We start from the raw sequence: 18,998 nt of genomic DNA, 5'->3' as shown, positions 1-18,998 counted from the left end.
TACGCCCCCGTATCTACGCGCTCAACACGCGGGGTCGGGCCAGCGCCACTGCGAGACCACCGGGATGTCCGCGCCGTGTTCGCGAGTCCACGCCCTGGCCTTCCAGCGCGCGTCGACCATTTCCTGGCGCAGTCCCGCTGCCTTCTCCCGCAGGCCGGGAACGCGATCGACGACATCCATTACCAGGTGGTAGCGGTCCAGATCGTTGAGCATCACCATGTCGAAAGGCGTTGTGGTCGTGCCCTTTTCCTTGTATCCGCGCACGTGCATCTCGGAGTGGTTGGTACGGCGGTAGGTGAGCCGGTGGATCAGCCACGGGTACCCGTGGAACGCGAAGATCACCGGGCGGTTCGTGGTGAAGAGCGTGTCGAATTCACTGTCGGGCAGACCGTGCGGATGTTCGTCGGCGGGCAGCAGCCGCATCAGATCGACCACATTGACCACGCGAACGCGCAGATCTGGCAGGCGATCCCGCAGGATCGCGGCAGCGGCGAGAGTTTCCAGCGTCGGCACGTCACCCGCGCAGGCGAGCACGACATCGGGGCTGGTGCCGAGGTCGTCGTTGTTACCCGCCCACTCCCAGATCCCGGCTCCGCGCGCGCAGTGCGCCGCCGCGTCCTGGACGCCGAGCCAATCCGGTTGCGGCTGTTTTCCGGCGACCACCACGTTGACGTAGTGGCGTGACCGCAGGCAGTGGTCGTAGGTCGACAGCAGCGTATTGGCGTCCGGCGGCAGGTACACGCGCACGATCTCGGGTTTCTTGTTCAACACCACGTCGAGGAAACCCGGGTCCTGATGGGTGAAGCCGTTGTGATCCTGGCGCCACACGTGCGACGAGAGCAGGTAGTTCAGGCTCGGCACCGGGCGTCGCCAGGGCACCGCCGCGCTGGCGTCGAGCCATTTGGCGTGCTGATTGAACATGGCGTCGACGATGTGGATGAACGCCTCGTAGCAGGTGAAGACCCCGTGCCTGCCGGTGAGCAGATATCCCTCGAGCAATCCCTGGCACATGTGCTCGGAGAGCACTTCGATGACCCGGCCTCGACGGTCGAGTTTCGCGTCGTTCGGGTCGATCTCGACCTGCCAGTCGCGGCCGGTGACCTCGAGGATGTCCTGGAGGCGGTTGCTCGCCAGTTCGTCGGGCGCGAAAGTCAGGAAGTTGTCGGGGTTGTCGCGTGTGACGTCGCGCAGCCAGGAGCCGAGCACCCGGGTCGCCTCGTGGTCGGCCGCTCCGGGCGCGTCGATCTCGACGCCGTAGTCGCGCCAGTCCGGCAGCCGCAGATCGCGGACCAGCGTGCCGCCGTTGGCGACCGGGTTGGCGCTCATCCGGCGCGCGCCGACGGGGACGAGGTCGAGCAGTTCACCGACCGGTCGGCCGTTCTCGTCGAAGAGTTCCTCGGGCCGATAGGACCGCAACCACTGTTCGAGCACCTCACGGTGGGCGTCATCGGTCCGGGCGGCGGGCAGCGGAACCTGGTGGGCGCGGAAGGTGCCCTCCACCGGCTCGCCGTCCACGACGGGGGGACAGGTCCAACCCTTCGGCGTGCGCAGCACGATCATCGGCCAGTACGCTCGCTCGTCGGGATTCGCTCGCGCGGCGGCCTTGATCCTCTCGATCCGATCCAGACAGCTGTCCATCGCGCTCGCCATGTCCTGGTGGACTCGGGCGGGATCATCGCCGGCCACGATGATCGGGTCGTATCCGTATCCGCGCATGAGCGTGAGCAGTTCGGATTCGGGGATGCGTGCGAGCAGGGTCGGATTGGCGATCTTGTACTGGTTCAGCGCCAGGATCGGCACCACCGCGCCGTCGCGCCCCGGGCTGATGAATTTGGCGGCATGCCAGCTGCCCGCGAGCGGACCGGTTTCCGCCTCGCCGTCGCCGATCACGCAGAAGACGGTCAGATCCGGATTGTCCAGTGCCGCACCGAACGCGTGCAGTAGCGAGTACCCCAGTTCGCCACCTTCGTGGAAGGAGCCGGGAGTCTCCGGCGCGCAGTGGCTCGGTACCCCGCCGGGGAACGAGAACTGGGCGAACAGCGCGCCCATTCCGACGGCATCGCGTGAGATATGGCCGTAGAGGTCGGAATAGGTTCCCTCCAGCCACGCGCACGCGTTGGGGCCGGGGCCGCCGTGACCCGGTCCGGCGACGAAGACCGCGTTCAGCCCGCGCTGTCGGATCGCCCGATTGGCGTGTACCCAGACCAGATTCAAACCGGGCACGGTGCCGAAATGTCCGAGCAACCGCGGTTTGATGTGCTCGGGCCGCAGCGGTTCACGCAGCAACGGATTCTTCATCAGATAGATCTGGCCGACCGCCAGGTAGTTCGCGGCACGCCACCACGCGTCCGTGGACGCGAGTTCGGCCCGGTCCAGCGGGCCCGGGATATCGCCCAGTACATAGGGGCGCGGTGGGATGGTCCGTCCGCCACCGTTGTCGACATTGTCGGCCGAGGTGTCTTTCCCGGCGTCGGTCACTCGGGTCATCTACGGACTCTCCTCACTGCGGACGTCGTCGGCGAGACTCGCCGTCGACGGTCGGACGTCGTGCCGATCGCGAACTCCGATGGTCAGAGCGACGACACCGGATGGAGATTCACGGCAACTCTACCGAGCCGGGCGAGGTCGGGCAGCGTGGCGAATCGGTGAGGGCGGATGGGCGCGGCGTGGCCCCGTGGCCTAAGGTCCGCCGCATGCGAAAACTCGGCAGGATCATCGGAGTCGGCGTCGTCGCCGCGGCCGCGGTCGCGCTCACCGCGTGCGGGTCGGACGACGAAACGGGTGCGGCGGCGACCTCGGCCACGACCTCGGCGCGCGGCTCCTCGACCGCCGCCGCGGCAGCCACGACCTTCGGCCGCGAATGCACCGCCGACGATGTGAAGGTGGAGGGCGGCTACGGCGAGAATCCGAAGATCACGCTCCCCGACAACTGTGATCCGCCCAAGCAGCTCATCGTGAAGGATCTCGTCGCGGGCAGCGGTCCCGGCGCCGCCACCGGCCAGCAGCTCACCATGAACTACTCGCTGATCACCTGGTCGGACAAGAAGAAGCTGGACAGCTCGTTCGATCGCGGCAAGCCCTTCCCGTTGACACTCGGCTCCGGACAGGTCATCCCCGGCTGGGAGCAGGGCCTGGAGGGAGTGCAGCAGGGCGCGCGCAGGCTGATGATCATTCCCCCCGAACTCGGCTACGGCAAGGGCGGCAACGGCGTCAAGCCCAACGAGACGCTGGTCTTCGTGACCGACGCGGTCAAGGTCGGGAACTGACTCCTCGCGCCCGCGTGAACCCGGGCGGGTCGGTGGGGTCTGGACCGGCCCGGTCGGTGGCGTCTGGACCGGCCCGGTCGGTGGCGTCTGGACCGGCCCGGTCGGTGGCGTCGCCGTCCATGCCGTGACCGATTGCATGCCCTCGCGACCGGTCAACTACCCTGGTCGGGATGCGTACATCAGGGTGCGCGGACCAGGGACGTCCGCGACCCGGTCAGCACGTGGCGTCGCTCCGCCCTTCATTCCGGATACCGGGGTGCACGGTGGGGACGGGGCGCAGGTACCGCCGTCGTTGACCAGCATGACGACAAGCACGAACACCGAACCGAACAACGAACAAGGAGCATGTCCGTGAAGAGCACCGTCGAGCAGCTGAGCCCGACCCGGGTCCGGATCAATGTCGAGGTGCCCTTCGAGGAACTGAAGCCGGACTTCGATCGTGCCTACAAGGCTCTCGCCAAGCAGGTCCGTATTCCCGGCTTCCGTCCGGGCAAGGCCCCGGCCAAGCTCCTCGAGGCCCGTCTCGGCCGTGGCGCCATTCTGGAGCAGGTCGTCAACGACGTCCTGCCCGGCCGCTACAGCGAGGCCGTCACCACCTCCGAGATCAAGGTCATCGGCCAGCCCGAGATCGAGATCACCAAGATCGAGGACGGCCAGGAACTCGCCTTCAGCGCCGAGGTCGACGTACGTCCGGAGATCACGCTGCCGTCCTACGACGACATCGAGGTCACCGTCGACGCGTTCACCGTCGAGGATTCCGATATCGATGAGCAGCTCCAGTCGCTGCGTCAGCGTTTCGGCACCCTGACCGGTGTCGAGCGCGCCGTGCAGAACGGCGATTTCATCTCCATCGATCTCTCGGCCACCGTCGACGGCGAGGAAGTGACCGACGCGGCCACCTCCGGCCTGTCGCACGAGGTCGGCTCCGGCCAGCTCATCGAGGGCCTGGACGAGGCCGTCATCGGCCTGTCGGCGGGCGAGTCCGCCGAATTCACCTCGAACCTGGTCGCCGGTGAGCACGCGGGCAAGGAATCGGTCATCAAGGTCACCGTGCAGGGCGTCAAGGAGCGCGAGCTGCCCGAGGCCGATGACGAATTCGCCCAGCTCGCTTCCGAATTCGACACCCTCGACGAGCTGAAGGACGACCTGAAGAGCCGCGTCGAGCGGACCAAGAAGGTCGAGCAGGCGGGCGAGATCCGCGACAAGGTGCTCGAGACCCTGCTCGACAAGGTCGAGGTGCCGCTGCCCGAGGCCGTCGTGCAGGCCGAGATCGACGCGGTCACCCACGACGCCGTGCACGGCTTCGACCACGACGAGGCCCGCCTCGCCGAGGCGCTCGAGGCCCAGGGCAGCAGCCGCGAGGAGTTCGACAAGGACACCAAGGAAGCGGCCGAGAAGTCGGTCAAGACCCAGCTGCTGCTCGACGCCATCGCCGAGGCCGAGGACACCCAGGTCGGCCAGGAAGAGCTGACCGAGCGGATCCTGTTCCAGTCGCAGCGCTACGGCCTGTCGCCCGAGCAGTTCATCCAGCAGGTCCAGCAGGCGGGCCAGCTCGGCGCGATCTTCGCCGACGTCCGTCGCGGTAAGGCGCTGGCCGGTGTCGTCGGCCAGGTCAAGGTCACCGACTCCGAGGGCAACGCGGTCGACACCGCCGAGATGTTCGGCGCGCCCGACGATTCCGACGACATCATCGACGCCGTGACTTCCTCGGACGAAACCGAGACCGAAGCCGTGAAGGCAGAATAATTCGGTCACGCGGGAACGAAACGCGCGGCGCGGTCGAACGCCGACCGGGTCGCGCGCTACGCAGCGAATCGGCCCTTCGGACGCACGGGCGAACCAGCGGGTGTCGACCGTGCTCCCCGCGCGTGCGGGGATGAGCCATTGCGCTGTGAGCGAAGAAGGGCGGTGCCGGGAGTTCGGCGCCGCCCGGCTTCGTTACTGTTTGTGACAGCGAAGGTGATGGCTGTGTGGCAAGTGGACGCTGTGTAGCTTTCAATGACAAGCCGGTGAGAAGAGAAGGCAGGTATCCGTGACAATGAACAAGGCAGGGGTCGTCATGAGTTCCCCCACTGCTGGACTCAACCTCAGTGATTCGGTATACGAGCGCCTGCTGCGTGAGCGGATCATCTTTCTCGGTACCCAGGTCGACGACGACATCGCGAACAAGATCTGCGCGCAGATCCTGCTGCTCTCGGCGGAGGATCCGGTCAAGGACATTTCGCTCTACATCAACTCGCCCGGCGGTTCGGTGACCGCGGGTATGGCCATCTACGACACCATGCAGTTCGCCGAATGCGATATTCGCACCGTCGGTATGGGGCTCGCGGCATCCATGGGGCAGTTCCTGCTCACCGCCGGAACGGCCGGCAAGCGCTATGCGCTGCCGCACGCGCGGATCATGATGCACCAGCCCTCGGCGGGTATCGGTGGTTCGGCCGCCGATATCGCGATCATGGCCGAGCAGTTCGTGCACACCAAGCGTGAGCTGAACGAGTTGCAGGCGCTGCACACCGGCAAATCCGTCGAACAGGTCACCGCCGATGCCGATCGCGACCGCTGGTTCACCGCCGCGCAGGCGTTGGAGTACGGCTTCATCGACCACGTGGTCAGCCACGCGAATCAGGCGAACGGCGTCGGCAACTAGCCGGTCCCTCCCGAGCGACAACCCAGCGGGCAGTCGCCGACGGACTGTGCAAACCCGTTCACCCACATAGACTTTGGAGACGAAGATGGCCAATTCGATCGACCCACGCGCCGGCGTTTCCGGCATGGCCCCGCAGGGCCCGCATTCGCGGTACATCCTGCCGCAGTTCACCGAGCAGACCACCTACGGTGTGAAGACCTCGGACCCGTACAACAAGCTGTTCGAGGAGCGCATCATCTTCCTCGGCGCGCAGGTCGACGATGTCTCGGCCAACGACATCATGGCGCAGCTGCTGGTGCTGGAGTCGCAGGATCCCGATCGCGACATCACCATGTACATCAACTCGCCCGGTGGTTCGTTCACCGCGCTGATGGCGATCTACGACACCATGCAGTACGTCCGCGCCGACGTCGTCACCGTCTGCCTCGGTCAGGCGGCCTCCGCCGCCGCGGTGCTGCTCGCGGCGGGCGCGCCCGGTAAGCGGGCCTGCCTGCCCAACGCCCGCGTGCTGATCCATCAGCCCGCGCTGGAGGGCGGTATCCAGGGTCAGGTGTCGGACCTGGAGATCCAGGCGGCCGAGATCGAGCGCATGCGTAGGCTCATGGAGACCACGCTGGCCAATCACACCGGCAAGGACGCGGACACCATCCGCAAGGACACCGACCGCGACAAGATCCTGACGGCAGAGGATGCCAAGGAATACGGGATCGTCGATCAGGTGTTCGGTTACCGCAAGCTGAGCGCGCAGAAATAGCCCGCGAAAGTTCCCGCGGGGTGGGAATCGTCTCGCCCGATGAGCGGGAGTGCTCGTAAGTTGCTATGTTGCAGGTAAATCCGGCCGGGCAAGACGCCAGGTGGCAGACTGTTCGGCCGGTCCGCTTCGAGAGAAACCGACCGATCGGAACGACTCCGATGGGAATGGGTCGCGAAGCGGGTGGCCGGACGCCGGATCCGGCCCTTCCACGGTGGAACGTGTTCCAATGCCGTGAGAACTGGCACAACACCGGCGAGAAACATGCTCGAGTTGTCGACCTCCTTCCACCACACCGGGTACGGTCGACCTAGGGACCTTTGCTCCCGGTTGACGGCATCGCTCGACCCGCCCTACACGCTCGAAGTGTTCGTGATTACACCCGAGTTCGGCGGATTGCTGGCAACCTGGACGGACGGTTGCACGCGGACAAGGAAGTAGGGACCCACGAGATGGCGCGCATCGGAGATGGCGGCGATCTGCTCAAGTGCTCGTTCTGTGGAAAGAGCCAGAAGCAGGTCAAGAAGCTCATTGCGGGACCAGGGGTGTACATCTGCGACGAGTGCATCGATCTATGCAACGAGATCATCGAGGAGGAGCTGGCCGAGTCCAGCGAGGTCAAACTCGATGAACTGCCCAAGCCCGCGGAGATCCGGGATTTCCTGGAGAACTACGTCATCGGGCAGGACACCGCCAAGCGCACGCTCGCCGTGGCTGTCTACAACCACTACAAGCGCATCCAGGCGGGTGACAAGGGGCGCGACAGCCGGGGTGAGATCGTCGAGCTGACGAAATCGAACATCCTGATGCTGGGCCCCACCGGCTGCGGTAAGACGTATCTGGCGCAGACCCTGGCGAAGATGCTGAACGTGCCGTTCGCCATCGCGGACGCGACCGCGCTGACCGAGGCGGGCTATGTGGGCGAGGATGTCGAGAACATCCTGCTCAAGCTGATCCAGGCCGCGGACTACGACGTCAAGCGGGCCGAGACCGGCATCATCTACATCGACGAGGTCGACAAGATCGCCCGCAAGAGCGAGAACCCGTCCATCACCCGTGACGTCTCCGGTGAGGGCGTGCAGCAGGCGCTGCTGAAAATCCTCGAGGGCACCCAGGCGAGTGTGCCGCCCCAGGGCGGGCGCAAGCACCCGCACCAGGAGTTCATCCAGATCGACACCACCAACGTGCTGTTCATCGTGGCGGGCGCGTTCGCGGGCCTGGAGAAGATCATCTCCGACCGCATCGGCCACCGCGGTATCGGTTTCGGCGCCGAGGTCAGGTCCAAGGCGGAGATCGACACCACCGATCACTTCTCCGAGGTGATGCCGGAGGATCTGATCAAGTTCGGTCTGATTCCCGAGTTCATCGGTCGCCTGCCCGTCGTCGCCTCGGTGACGAACCTGGACAAGGAATCGCTGGTCAAGATCCTGTCCGAACCGAAGAACGCCCTCGTGAAGCAGTACATCAGGCTTTTCGAGATGGACGGCGTCGAACTCGAGTTCACCCAGGACGCCCTGGAGGCCATCGCCGATCAGGCGATCCTGCGCGGCACCGGCGCTCGCGGCCTGCGCGCCATCATGGAGGAAGTCCTGCTGCCGGTGATGTACGACATCCCCAGCCGTGACGATGTCGCCAAGGTGGTCGTCAACGCCGATACGGTGACCGAGAACGTGCTCCCGACCATCGTGCCTCGTAAGGCGCAGCGCGCTGAGCGTCGCGAGAAGTCGGCCTGATCCTTATTTCTCGACCGAACGGCCCGGATATCCGCACGGATATCCGGGCCGTTCGCGTCGATCGGGGATGTTCGACAGCGAAAGGTGTGCGGCGGCGCCGAACGGGGTACCCCTGATGAGGGTTGAGTAACCAGCCCGGTCCCGGGTGAACGTGATGCCGGGACGAACCACCTTCGCGAGCAACTCTCTCTGTTGCCGCGCGCGACCGGACCGGGGTCCGTATGTCGACCGTCATCACCACCAGAATTTCCGCGACGAGATCGCGACCGTCCGGTCCCGCCGACCGGCTCCATGTTTCGGTGACCACACCCGGCGAGACTGTGACTCTCTGCGCGGTCGCCGGGGAGGTCGACCACTACACCGTGGACGTTTTACGGACCTCGCTGATCGGAGCATTGAACAACGCGGCGCAGATCGTGACCGTCGACCTGTCGCGGGTGAGCTTCTTCGGCATCGCCGGCCTGCGCGTTCTCGTCGAGGCCCGCGCTACGGCGGGGCGCACCGGGCGCCGATTGCGTCTGGTGGTGGGCACGAGCTGCGTCGACCGGCTGCTCGCGGCAGTCGGCGAGGCGGACGCGTTCGACCTGATGCCGGATCTGGCCTGCGCGGTCCTCGATCCGGCGTGATCGTAGTGATCAGACGGTTTCGCTGCTCATGTCGTCCTGGCCCCAGTAGGCGCGCATTCGGGTGATCTTGCCGTCGTCGTCGAATTCCATGACGTCGATCGGGCTCAGGGTGAGGCGCTGATCGCCGAATCTGGTGACGAGCGTGAACAGGAACGCGGCGTGATTTCCGGCGACGCGCAGGGTGTCGGCGTGCAGTTCGGTCTCACGATCGAGCTGGGCGAGGACATCGTAGAACGCGCGGATCGCCGCGTGCCCGCGTTTGGGCTCGGTGCCGATCGGGTCCTCGATGACGGCGTCGGGCGCGTACAACGCGACGATATCCTCGGTCGGGCCCGAGCCGACCAGTTTCACGTACTGCTCGACCACGTCGCGGATCTGTTGTGCCATCGGAACTCCCACTGAATTGGAACCTGTTCTAGTTCCGAGGTTAGCAGTGTCCCGTGTGCGGTGGATCGGATCCCGCCCGAAGGGGGGACCGTCGTCTATCTCTTCGAAATGTCTCGCCGTGGACTGCGTGGCGACCCCGAGGTCGTGCCCCGCGCCGGGATCCTCGTCGATCCCTCCGGCTCTCCGTTGAACCGGTCGTCCAATAGCGAAGTACTCTCGATGATCCTGTCGTTCTCCGAGGTCCAGGCGTTACGCCGGATCGATGATGCCATCGCCGCGATCCTGTCGCGGGCTGCCGTCCCGGCCCTCGTGGGTGGCGTCTATGGTGAGGAATTGGGTGAGTGACAGCTCCATGGCCTGCATTCCTTTCGTCCGATTCGCCCGTAGTCGGCGGACGCTTCATCGATTACGACGGTCTCGACTCGGAAAACTCATCGCAACATTCACCCGGTGTGTCGGCGGGGTGCAGTCGACATGGTGCTGTTTACTCGACCCGGTCAACCAGATGTTCGAGTGACGAGTGAAAGCGGAGGAGACATGGCACTGCCCACAATGACCGCCGAGCAACGCACCGAGGCGTTGGCCAAAGCGGCCGCGGTGCGCAAGGCGCGCTCCGAATTGATCGGTCAGGTGAAAGAGGGCAAGGTTTCGGTCGCGGACCTGCTCAAGAAGTCCGAGTCCGACGATCTGGTCAAGAAGACCAAGGTCGCGGCGGTGATCAAGGCCCTGCCCGGCGTCGGACCGGTCAAAGCGGCCAAGCTGATGGATCAGGCCGAGATTCCGGAGGATCGCCGCATCGGTGGTCTGGGCGCCCGTCAGCGGGCGGCGTTGCTCGAGGCGCTCGAAGCCTGATTTCCGGGTAGCGTCTGCAGATCATGACCGCGGAACGAACGCTCACGTCGGTTGCTTGGTTATGCGTCGAAAACGGCAGATTGCTGGCAGTCCGTACCGAGGGTCGTGACGCCTTCTACCTGCCCGGCGGCAAACCCGAGCCGGGGGAGACCCTGGCGCGAGCGCTCGTCCGCGAGGTCCGCGAGGAACTCGGCGTCGAGATCGATGAACAGCGCATCACGCCCGAGGTGACCATCACGGCTCCCGCCCATGGTCGCCCGGGCACCCTCGTCGAAATGCATTGTTTCCGCGCGCCCGGCCGGGGTGTTCCGGCCCCGGCCGCGGAAATCGCCGAAATGGCGTGGCTCGGGCCGCAGGACGATCATCTGTGCGCTCCGGCCGTGGTACGCACCCTGCGCCACCTCACCTCCAGCGGCGGGTGGCGCTGACCCTCATTCCCCGCGGCGCGGGAAGCGGAGGTCGATCGGATCGGGATCGGCGACCCTGGGGCCGCGCGGCACCACCACCAGCAGGGCTACGCCGAGCGCGAGCAGCGCGGCAGCCGCGATGACGCTCAGGGTGAAACTCACGGCCCCCATCTCGGCGGGTTTGTGGAAGACGTGATAGATCAGGTGCGGCAGTGCCATCACCGTCCATCCGATGCCCGCGACTCTCGCGCTCTCCACCCCGGTGCGGATCAGCGCGTACAGCGATACCGCGCCCAGCGCCAGGAAGAACGCGCCGACATCGGCGGCGAGGTGGTGGTTGTACGGCCCGTCCACCGCGACCCAGTGCATGCCGAAACCGGGGAAACTCGAGTACCACGAGTGCGGTGCGAGGACGGCCCACAATCCGATCACGATCCCCTGGAATGCCAACACGCCCAGGATGATTCGTACGGCCAGCCAACGCCCGCGATTCTGTTCGAAGCGCATGCGCACGCGTATGCCCCCCGATTTGCCCTCCAGCGAGATCCGCATCGGTCGCTCCATTCGTCGGCACCGGGTGGATCGGTGCGTTCACCGTATTCCGACAGCGCTCCGCGGGCAACGACCGGCGGTATTTCCCCAGGTCAGACACTCTGCACGGCGGCGGTTCCCGGTATCACCAGACGGTCGGAGCCGCTGTAGACGTTCATGGTGTCGCCTCGGAGGAATCCAACCAGGGTCAGTCCGGATTCGACCGCGAGATCGACCGCGAGCGAACTCGGTGCCGATACCGCGCCGAGCGTGGGAATTCCCGCCATGACCGCCTTCTGGACCAGTTCGAACGAGGCACGTCCGCTGACGATGAGCACGAGATCGTGTGCGGGGATCCGGTTTTCGCGCAGCGCCCATCCGATCACCTTGTCGACGGCGTTATGCCTGCCGATATCCTCGCGCACCGCCAGCGCCTCGCCGCCCACGGTGAAGAGTCCGGCGGCGTGTAGTCCGCCGGTGGCGTCGAAGACCGACTGGCGGGCGCGCAGACTCTCCGGCATACCCGCCAGCACCGTGGTGTCGACAGCGCTGCCGTGTGCGCGGATCGGATATCTGGTGTGTGAGCGGACCTCATCGAGCGCGGTCTTGCCGCAGACACCGCAGGCCCCAGTAGTGAGGAAATTGCGTGACCGCACCGTGGCGGGCCCGCGCAGTTCGACATCGAGGACGTTGTAGGTGTTGTGGCCGTCCGCGTCCGTGCCCGCGCAGTAGCGCGCGCTCACGACGTCGTCCATCGAGCCGATGATGTTCTCGCTCAACAGGAAACCGTGCACCAGGTCGATATCCGCGCCGGGTGTGCGCATGGTGACCGTCAGCGATTGTCCGGCGATGCGGATCTCGAGCGGTTCCTCCACGGCGAGGGTGTCGGGCCTGCGCACTTCACCGTTCGGTGAGATCCGCAGCGTCGGACGGCGCGCGGTCACCCTGCTCATGACCGCGCCTCCACGTGCACATGGGGTTCGAGCCGGATCGTCACGGCCTTGGATACCGGCGTATTCGACCGTGCCGCAACATGATCCAGTGGAACCAGCGGATTCGCCTCGGGGTAGTAGGCGGCGGCGTTGCCGCGCGGTGTCGGATAACCGACGATGCGGAAACCCTCTACCCGGCGTTCGACGCCGTCGGTCCATTCCGAGATCAGATCTACCAGATCGCCTTCGGTATAACCCATTTCGGCGATATCGTCGACATCGACCAGGACCACGCGGCGACCACCGTGCACGCCGCGATAGCGATCGTCGAGGCCGTAGATGGTGGTGTTGTACTGGTCGTGGCTGCGCATGGTCTGAAGGATCAACCGTCCCGGCGGTACCGGCACCCAGCTCAACTCGTTGATCCCGAAATTCGCTCTGCCCGTGCCGGTCCGGAATTCGCGGGAATCACGCGGGGGATGCGGCAGTACGAAACCGTTGCGGTCGCGCACGCGCCTGTTGTAGTCGTCGCAGCCGGGTACCACCCGTGCGATGGCATCGCGGATCTCGTCGTAGTCGTCGCGGTATCGGGCCCACGGGACCGGATGATCCGGGCCGAGCAACGCCAGCGCGAGATCGCACACGATGGCGACTTCACTGCGCAACTGATCGCTGACCGGATCGAGCCTGCCGGTGGACAGATGCACCATCGACATCGAATCCTCCACCGACACCTGCTGTCTCACCCCCGCGCGCACATCCTTGTCGGTGCGTCCCAGTGTCGGCAGGATGAGCGCGGTCCGACCGTGCACCAGGTGGCTGCGGTTGAGTTTGGTCGAGACCTGCACGGTGAGTTCGCAGCCGCGCAACGCCGCCTCGGTCACCTCGGTATCGGGGGTGGCGGAGACGAAATTGCCGCCCATGCCGACGAATACCGAAGCCTTGCCCGCACGCATGGCGCGGATACCGTCGACGGTGTCGTAACCGTGCGCGCGCGGGCTGGTGATGCCGAATTCGCGGTCGAGCGCGTCGAGGAAACTGTCCGGCATCCGTTCCCAGATACCCATGGTGCGATCGCCCTGCACATTGGAATGCCCACGCACCGGGCAGACGCCCGCGCCCGGCCTGCCGATCATGCCGCGCAGTAGGAGTAGGTTGGTGGCCTCCTCGATGGTGGCAACACCGTGGTGCTGCTGGGTCAGGCCCATCGCCCAGCAGATGATGATGTTCTTCGACGCGGCGAACAGTCGCGCCGTGCGTTCGATATCGGCCAGGGGCAGGCCGGTCGCGGCCACCACGGTGTCCAGATCGACCGCGCGCGACTGCTTCTCGTACTCGTCGAATCCGGCGCAGTGCTCGTCCACGAAGGCGCGGTCGACGACGGTGCCCGGCGCGCGATCCTCGGCTTCGAACAGCAGGCGGCCGATCCCGCGGAACAGCGCCATGTCACCGCCGAGCCGGATCTGTAGGAAATCGTCGGCGATGGGGACACCGGAGGTGACGCCCCGGACGGTCTGCGGATCGCGGAACCCGAGCAGTCCGGTTTCCGGCAGCGGGTTCACCGCGACGATCTTCGCGCCCGAGGCCTTGGCGCTCGCGAGGGCGCTGAGCATGCGCGGATGGTTCGTGCCCGGATTCTGACCGGCGACGATGATCAGATCCGCGGCGTCGAAATCATCGATCGTCACCGAACCCTTGCCGATGCCTATCGAACCGACCAGGGCCGTGCCCGAGGATTCGTGGCACATGTTGGAGCAGTCGGGCAGATTGTTGGTGCCGTAGCTGCGGACGAGCAGTTGGTAGAGGAAGGCCGTCTCGTTCGCGGTACGTCCCGAGGTGTAGAACAGGGCGCGGTCGGGCGAATCGAGCCCGCGCAGGACGTCGGCGATCAGGCGGTAGGCGTCGTCCCAGTCGATCGGTGTGTAGTGGGTGTCACCCGGACGCAGCACCATCGGGTGGGTGAGCCGTCCCTGTTGTCCGAGCCAGTACCCGGATTTGCGCGACAGCTCCTCGACCGAATGCCGCGCGAAGAATTCCGGGGTGACGGTGCGTAGCGTCGCTTCCTCCGCCACGGCCTTCGCGCCGTTCTCGCAGAATTCGGCGGGACGACGATGCCCGGTGGGTTCCGGCCACGCGCAGCCGGGGCAGTCGAAACCGTGCACCTGATTGACCCGGGCCAACGTCCGCGCGGTCCGCACGACACCCATCTCCTGTACCGCGCGTTTCAATGAGACGGCTACCGCCGTGACGCCCGCGGCCTGTGTCTTCGGCGGAGTGACGGTCAGCGCGGATTCATCGATATCCTCGGTCGGCCCGTGTCGGTGCATAGTCCCATCGTCCTCTCCATACCCGCTGTGCCGCCGCGGGCATCGGTGTTCGCCTCGGCATCGTAGAACCCGGCGACCCGCTCGGACGGGTGGTGTCGGACACGTATGCCACCGGGGGCGGGTTCGTTCACTTCAGCAGTCGTACCCGCTGGTCGTCGGCGCGGTAGGTCAGGATCTTCTCGCCGATGCGGATACTCCAGCCGGGGGCGAGTTCGGTCGTCGCGGTTCCGATGCGGGTCCATGTCTCGGCCCCGGGGGCGGCGATGAAGGTGCCCGCCGGTGTCCCGGCGTCGCGCACGAAGACCTTGCCGCGATCGAGCGTGACGTAGGCGTGGATGCGCGAGACGTGCCGGTCGCGGGGGACGGCCAGCGGCGAGGCGACGGCATTGCGTACCGAGTCGTCGGACATGGGGCTGCGCCCGATCACGTACGGCCGGTCCAGCGGATAGGCCGTGTCGTCGTAGACCAGCGCGCCCACCGAGGCCCCGGTGCCCGGCCGCGCGGGGCGGGTCATCGAATCGTCGGGTGGTACGTCGTGTCCGGTGTGCGGTGTCGCGGCCGAATGGTGTGTGCCCGACCAGCCGCCCGGCATGGCCTGCGTGCCGATGTCCTCGGGGGCGGGCCGCGCGGGGGTTTTCGGTGCGGCGGAGACTTCGCCGACGCGGCGAGGTCGTACAGGCTCCGCGGTCGAATTCGTCCCTGTCCGGGCGGGTTCGGCGGTGGGTGAAGGGTGGTTCGCGGCCGATGTGTGATGGGCCCGGGTGCGTTCGCCCGTGCGTGCGGTGCGATCCGCGCCGGGGGTGTCGTCCACGGTGTCGAAACCCGCGGGTGCGGTGCCTGCCGGTTCCTCGGTGCGCCGTCCCGGCATCGGTTGCGCCGCTTCGTGCCCCGGTTCGCCCGTATCCGACGCGGGCCCGGTGGGTTGGTTCGCGCGGCGCAGGCCGACGCGTAATTCGAAGCCGCCGCCGGGGACAACGCCCGCGCGCAGATCCGTGCGCGCGAGCGCCGATGGCGGGCCGTCGGCGTCGATGCCGACGGTGATGCGGCGCACCGGTTCGCGCACGATTTCGTCAACCCAGGTGAACGCGCGCGCCCCCGAGATCCTTCGCACCCCCTCGGCCCCGTGGATCTCGGCGATCACCGGACCGCGGAGCAGGATCACGGTGCCGTCGGAGGTGGGTGCGACGACGCCGAAAGGCGGCGGCTCCGAGCCGCTGCCGAATACCACCGCGGCCAGTCGCTGGGCGATAGCCGCACCGGGATGTTCCGCGTCGGAGACGGCTTCGATCGCCCCGAGAATCCGATCGGTGGACGCCGTTTCACCCGCGAGGTAGACGACGACCGAGCCGAAACGAGCGATCAGGCCGTCACCCGGCGCGATACCGACGGTCGACGGGTTCTTGCGCACCCGTGCCTCCTTCCCGCGCACTTGTCGCGTCCAGCATAGTGGCGGGGGTTCGAACCCATCCGGGCTTGCGGATCCGGTGGCCGGGGGAACGGCGCGGCGAGCACGAGGTTTGGGCGACGCGCCGGTGGGGCAATAACCACTGCGACATGGAGCGACACGACACCGGCCCCGGCGACATTCCGAACAACGTTCGTGTCAAACGGCGTTCGTTCGGGCGTAGGCTTCGGCCCATGGCGAAGTGGACCGACCCGATCGAGACCCCCGAAGCCGTCGTCGTCACCGGATGGCCGAACCTATGCCGGTCAGCCGCGTGAGGCCCGCGCCGGTCAGCCGCAGAGCCCGGCCGTCGAAGGCCCCGCTCAGCCGCGAGGTGATCATCGACACCGGGTTGCGCGTCCTGGACGCCGAGGGGCTGGCAGCCCTCACCATGCGGCGGGTGGCCCAGGAGTTGGACACCGGCGCGGCCTCGCTCTACGTCTACGTCGCCAATCGCGACGATCTCATGGCCGCCATGCTGGATCACGTGCTCGGCTCGGTCGCCGAACCCGACGACGGCATCTGGCGCGAGCGGCTGATCGCGGTGATCGAATCGACGGTCGCCGTCATGAGCAGACACGAGGGACTGGCGTTCGTCGCCCTCGCCGCGACCCCCACCGGTGCCAACGCGCTGCGGCTCATCGACCGGATGCGGGGACTGCTGGCCGACGCCGGGGTGGACGAGCGGACCGTCGACTGGGCGGTGGAACTGCTGTATCTGCACATCACCGCGGCCGCCGCCGAACAGAGCGCCGGTCACGCCGCGCGCGCACCGGAATCCGGAACGCGCCGACTCGGGCAGGCCGACCGCGTTCCGGTGACGGCGCCTGTGCGCCGCTCGGGTGACGGTGACACCCGCGCGACATGGGCGGTGCGGGCACTGATCGACGGAATCCTGGCGACACCGGCGCGGTGAAGGGAGAATACTTCCCGCATGCAGATGATTCGACCGGCCACCGAGGCCGATCTGCCCGCCTTGCAGGAGATCGAGCGCGCCGCCGGGCAACCGTTCGCGACGATCGGGATGACGGCGGTCGCCGATGACGATCCGCCCACCCTGGAACGCCTGCGCGAATTCCTCGACGCCGGGCGCGCGTGGGTCTGGGCCGACGACGCCGATCTGCCGATCGGCTACCTCGTCCTGGGCATCGTCGACGGCAACGCCCACATCGAACAGGTCTCGGTCCATCCCGACCACGCGGGAAAGCGCATCGGCAAACAGCTGATCGAATCCGCCGCGCGCTGGGCCAAGGCGCAGGGGATGCGCGCCATCACCCTGACCACCTTCACCGAGGTGCCGTGGAACGGCCCGTACTACGAGCGCCTGGGCTTCCACTACATCCCGGTGTCGGCCGAAGCGCCCGAGATGCGGGCGGTCAGGGCCGCCGAGGCCGAACACGGGCTGGAACGCTGGCCTCGCACCGCGATGCTCGCCGAATTGACCAACTGGAGCTGATCACCCGGATTGCGCGGCGAAGGCCGCCTCGGCCGCCGCCAGTGCCGCGTCCCTGTCGCTCGCGATCAGACCGATGCGGGTGCGGCGGTCGAGTAGATCGGCGATGTCGAGCGCACCCTCGTGGCTGATGCCGAACGCGAATTCGGCTGCGCTGACATCGATTCCGGGGGCGACGGGCTCGCCGAGCGCCGGATTGTCGGCGACCGCTGCCAGAACGGTCGTCGCCTCGCTGCCGTAGCGCTCGATCAGCGTGGGCGGGGCGTCGACGCGGTCGCGCGCCGATCCGGCGACCGCGCCGACCAGGGGCAGACGTGCCGTTCGGCACGGCTCGGCGATCAGCCCCGCCGCGTCGACGGCCGCGTCCACGACGTCCTCGGCCATCCTGCGGTAGGTGGTGAGTTTGCCGCCGACGATCGTGATCACCCCGGCGGGCGAGGTCAGCACCGCGTGTTCGCGGGAGATATCGGAGGTACTGCCGTCGCCGGTCTTCAGCAGTGGCCGCAGGCCCGCGTAACTGCCGCGAATGTCGGCTCGGCGCAACGGCTCTCGCAATACGGTGTTGACGGTGTCGAGCAGGAAATCGATCTCGGACTCGGTCGGGCGCGGCTCGTCGGGGACCGGGCCCGGCGCGTCCTCGTCGGTCAGGCCGAGGTACACCCGGCCGTGCGCCGCGGGGAAGGCGAAGACGAAACGGCTGGTACTTCCCGGCACCGGCACCGTGAGCGACGCGGAGAGACCGCCGAACGCGGCGGCGTCGAAAACCAGGTGGGTGCCGCGCGAAGGCCGCAATTCGATACTCGGATCGACCTGGTCGGCCCATACACCGGTGGCGTTCACCACCGCGCGGGCCCGGACCAGCAGGGTTTCGCCGGTGAGCGTGTCGCGCAGGGTGGCCGAATCGCCTTTCACGTCGACGGCTTCGACGCGGGTGAGCACCGTCGCGCCCCGGCTCGCCGCGGTGCGGGCCAGCGCGACCACGAGTCTGGCGTCGTCCACGAGCTGGCCGTCCCACGCCTGGAGACCGCCGCGCAGACCGGCGCGGCGCACGGTGGGGGCCAGTCGCAAGGTCTCGGCGGCGGCGACCCGGCGTGATCTCGGCAGGACCGCCGCCGGGGTGCCCGCGCCGCGGCGCAGGACGTCGCCCGCGAGGAAGCCGGTCCGGATCAGGGCCTGGCTCGCGCGTCCGAGGCCGGGCAGCAGCGGCACGATCTGGGGCAGCGGTCGCACCAGATGCGGTGCGGTGGAACCGATCAGGATCGCCCGCTCCACCGCGCTCTCGTGCGCGATACCGACGTGACCGCCCGCGAGGTAGCGCAATCCGCCGTGCACGAGTTTGGAACTCCAGCGACTCGTGCCGAACGCGAGATCGTGCCGCTCGACCAGTACCGTCCGCAGTCCGCGCGCGGCCGCGTCGAGCGCCGCGCCCACGCCGGTGACACCGCCGCCGATGACGAGGAGATCGATGTCGGCGTCGTCGCCGAGTTCCCGCAGCTCGCGGGCCCGCCGATCGGCATTCAGCGCGGAATTCCCCGGGGCGGAATTCCCCCGGGCGGAATCCCCCTGGGCCCGAGCCTTTTCGGTCGTCGGCTTCGCGGTCATCGCCATTCCCTTCCGGTGCCGGTCGTCGGTGGTGTCGCCG

Annotated in this window: 18 protein-coding genes; 11 read left to right on the top strand and 7 right to left on the bottom strand. The window is 67.2% G+C overall.

Features of this window, described 5'->3' with window-relative positions:
* Window positions 1-21 precede the first annotated feature (21 nt).
* Window positions 22-2,487 (bottom strand): phosphoketolase family protein, encoded by a 2,466-nt coding sequence (locus JZ792_RS24060; protein ID WP_216913617.1) that lies wholly within the window; start codon window positions 2,485-2,487, stop codon window positions 22-24.
* Between the two features lie 206 nt (window positions 2,488-2,693).
* Here JZ792_RS24060 and JZ792_RS24055 point away from each other — a divergent pair, with 206 nt between their 5' ends.
* From JZ792_RS24055 to JZ792_RS24030, 6 genes are all read left to right on the top strand, one after another.
* Window positions 2,694-3,266 carry an FKBP-type peptidyl-prolyl cis-trans isomerase gene (locus JZ792_RS24055; RefSeq protein ID WP_216913615.1) on the top strand — a complete coding sequence of 191 codons (573 nt, stop codon included), beginning with the start codon at window positions 2,694-2,696 and terminating at the stop codon, window positions 3,264-3,266.
* Between the two features lie 351 nt (window positions 3,267-3,617).
* Window positions 3,618-5,012: a trigger factor gene (tig, locus tag JZ792_RS24050; protein ID WP_368858165.1), complete on the top strand. Its 1,395-nt coding sequence runs from the start codon at window positions 3,618-3,620 to the stop codon at window positions 5,010-5,012.
* 313 nt (window positions 5,013-5,325) lie between these two features.
* Window positions 5,326-5,913, top strand: coding sequence for an ATP-dependent Clp protease proteolytic subunit (locus JZ792_RS24045; RefSeq protein ID WP_216913611.1), 588 nt, complete (start codon window positions 5,326-5,328; stop codon window positions 5,911-5,913).
* An 85-nt stretch (window positions 5,914-5,998) separates the two neighbouring features.
* Window positions 5,999-6,667: an ATP-dependent Clp protease proteolytic subunit gene (locus tag JZ792_RS24040; protein WP_109523856.1), complete on the top strand. Its 669-nt coding sequence runs from the start codon at window positions 5,999-6,001 to the stop codon at window positions 6,665-6,667.
* Window positions 6,668-7,116: 449 nt separating this feature from the next.
* Window positions 7,117-8,397, top strand: a complete 1,281-nt coding sequence (gene clpX / locus JZ792_RS24035; protein WP_109523855.1) for an ATP-dependent Clp protease ATP-binding subunit ClpX — start codon at window positions 7,117-7,119, stop codon at window positions 8,395-8,397.
* Window positions 8,398-8,696: 299 nt separating this feature from the next.
* On the top strand, window positions 8,697-9,023 hold the full coding sequence (locus JZ792_RS24030; RefSeq protein ID WP_308165423.1) for an STAS domain-containing protein: 327 nt from the start codon (window positions 8,697-8,699) through the stop codon (window positions 9,021-9,023).
* Window positions 9,024-9,032: 9 nt separating this feature from the next.
* Here the strand turns inward: JZ792_RS24030 and JZ792_RS24025 are convergent, their stop codons facing one another.
* Window positions 9,033-9,410 (bottom strand): nuclear transport factor 2 family protein, encoded by a 378-nt coding sequence (locus tag JZ792_RS24025; protein ID WP_216913607.1) that lies wholly within the window; start codon window positions 9,408-9,410, stop codon window positions 9,033-9,035.
* Between the two features lie 108 nt (window positions 9,411-9,518).
* Between JZ792_RS24025 and JZ792_RS24020 the strand changes: the two genes are divergently transcribed.
* From JZ792_RS24020 to JZ792_RS24010, 3 genes are all read left to right on the top strand, one after another.
* On the top strand, window positions 9,519-9,755 hold the full coding sequence (locus JZ792_RS24020; RefSeq protein WP_216913604.1) for a hypothetical protein: 237 nt from the start codon (window positions 9,519-9,521) through the stop codon (window positions 9,753-9,755).
* A 192-nt stretch (window positions 9,756-9,947) separates the two neighbouring features.
* Window positions 9,948-10,262 carry an integration host factor, actinobacterial type gene (gene mihF, locus JZ792_RS24015; RefSeq protein ID WP_109523852.1) on the top strand — a complete coding sequence of 105 codons (315 nt, stop codon included), beginning with the start codon at window positions 9,948-9,950 and terminating at the stop codon, window positions 10,260-10,262.
* Window positions 10,263-10,285: 23 nt separating this feature from the next.
* Window positions 10,286-10,690: an NUDIX hydrolase gene (locus JZ792_RS24010; RefSeq protein ID WP_216913602.1), complete on the top strand. Its 405-nt coding sequence runs from the start codon at window positions 10,286-10,288 to the stop codon at window positions 10,688-10,690.
* A 3-nt stretch (window positions 10,691-10,693) separates the two neighbouring features.
* Here JZ792_RS24010 and JZ792_RS24005 read toward each other — a convergent pair whose 3' ends face one another.
* The 4 genes from JZ792_RS24005 to JZ792_RS43020 all read right to left on the bottom strand — a co-directional run bounded on the left by JZ792_RS24005 (window position 10,694) and on the right by JZ792_RS43020 (window position 15,867).
* Window positions 10,694-11,221 (bottom strand): hypothetical protein, encoded by a 528-nt coding sequence (locus JZ792_RS24005; protein WP_216913600.1) that lies wholly within the window; start codon window positions 11,219-11,221, stop codon window positions 10,694-10,696.
* A 92-nt stretch (window positions 11,222-11,313) separates the two neighbouring features.
* Entirely contained in the window at window positions 11,314-12,153 is an 840-nt protein-coding gene (gene fdhD / locus JZ792_RS24000) for a formate dehydrogenase accessory sulfurtransferase FdhD (RefSeq protein ID WP_216913598.1), read from the bottom strand.
* On the bottom strand, window positions 12,150-14,459 hold the full coding sequence (locus JZ792_RS23995) for an FdhF/YdeP family oxidoreductase (RefSeq protein ID WP_216913596.1): 2,310 nt from the start codon (window positions 14,457-14,459) through the stop codon (window positions 12,150-12,152). Before JZ792_RS23995 ends, fdhD begins: the two co-directional genes overlap by 4 nt.
* Window positions 14,460-14,586: 127 nt before the next feature.
* A complete protein-coding gene (locus JZ792_RS43020; RefSeq protein ID WP_216913594.1) occupies window positions 14,587-15,867 on the bottom strand; it encodes an FHA domain-containing protein in 1,281 nt (426 codons plus the stop codon).
* A 283-nt stretch (window positions 15,868-16,150) separates the two neighbouring features.
* On the opposite strand from JZ792_RS43020, the gene JZ792_RS23985 reads away from it, so the two are divergent.
* Together JZ792_RS23985 and JZ792_RS23980 are read left to right on the top strand one after the other, a co-directional pair.
* Complete coding sequence (locus JZ792_RS23985) at window positions 16,151-16,819, top strand: TetR/AcrR family transcriptional regulator (protein WP_254190255.1); 669 nt, start codon at window positions 16,151-16,153, stop codon at window positions 16,817-16,819.
* Window positions 16,820-16,837: 18 nt separating this feature from the next.
* On the top strand, window positions 16,838-17,359 hold the full coding sequence (locus tag JZ792_RS23980) for a GNAT family N-acetyltransferase (protein ID WP_232839555.1): 522 nt from the start codon (window positions 16,838-16,840) through the stop codon (window positions 17,357-17,359).
* On the opposite strand, the gene JZ792_RS23975 is transcribed toward JZ792_RS23980, so the two are convergent.
* Window positions 17,360-18,958 (bottom strand): glycerol-3-phosphate dehydrogenase/oxidase, encoded by a 1,599-nt coding sequence (locus tag JZ792_RS23975; protein ID WP_216913592.1) that lies wholly within the window; start codon window positions 18,956-18,958, stop codon window positions 17,360-17,362.
* Between the last annotated feature and the right edge of the window lie 40 nt (window positions 18,959-18,998).

This window comes from Nocardia noduli (assembly GCF_019038455.1).
In the GTDB taxonomy this organism is placed as follows: domain Bacteria; phylum Actinomycetota; class Actinomycetes; order Mycobacteriales; family Mycobacteriaceae; genus Nocardia; species Nocardia noduli.
This window is presented reverse-complemented; position numbering and strand designations above follow the sequence as displayed.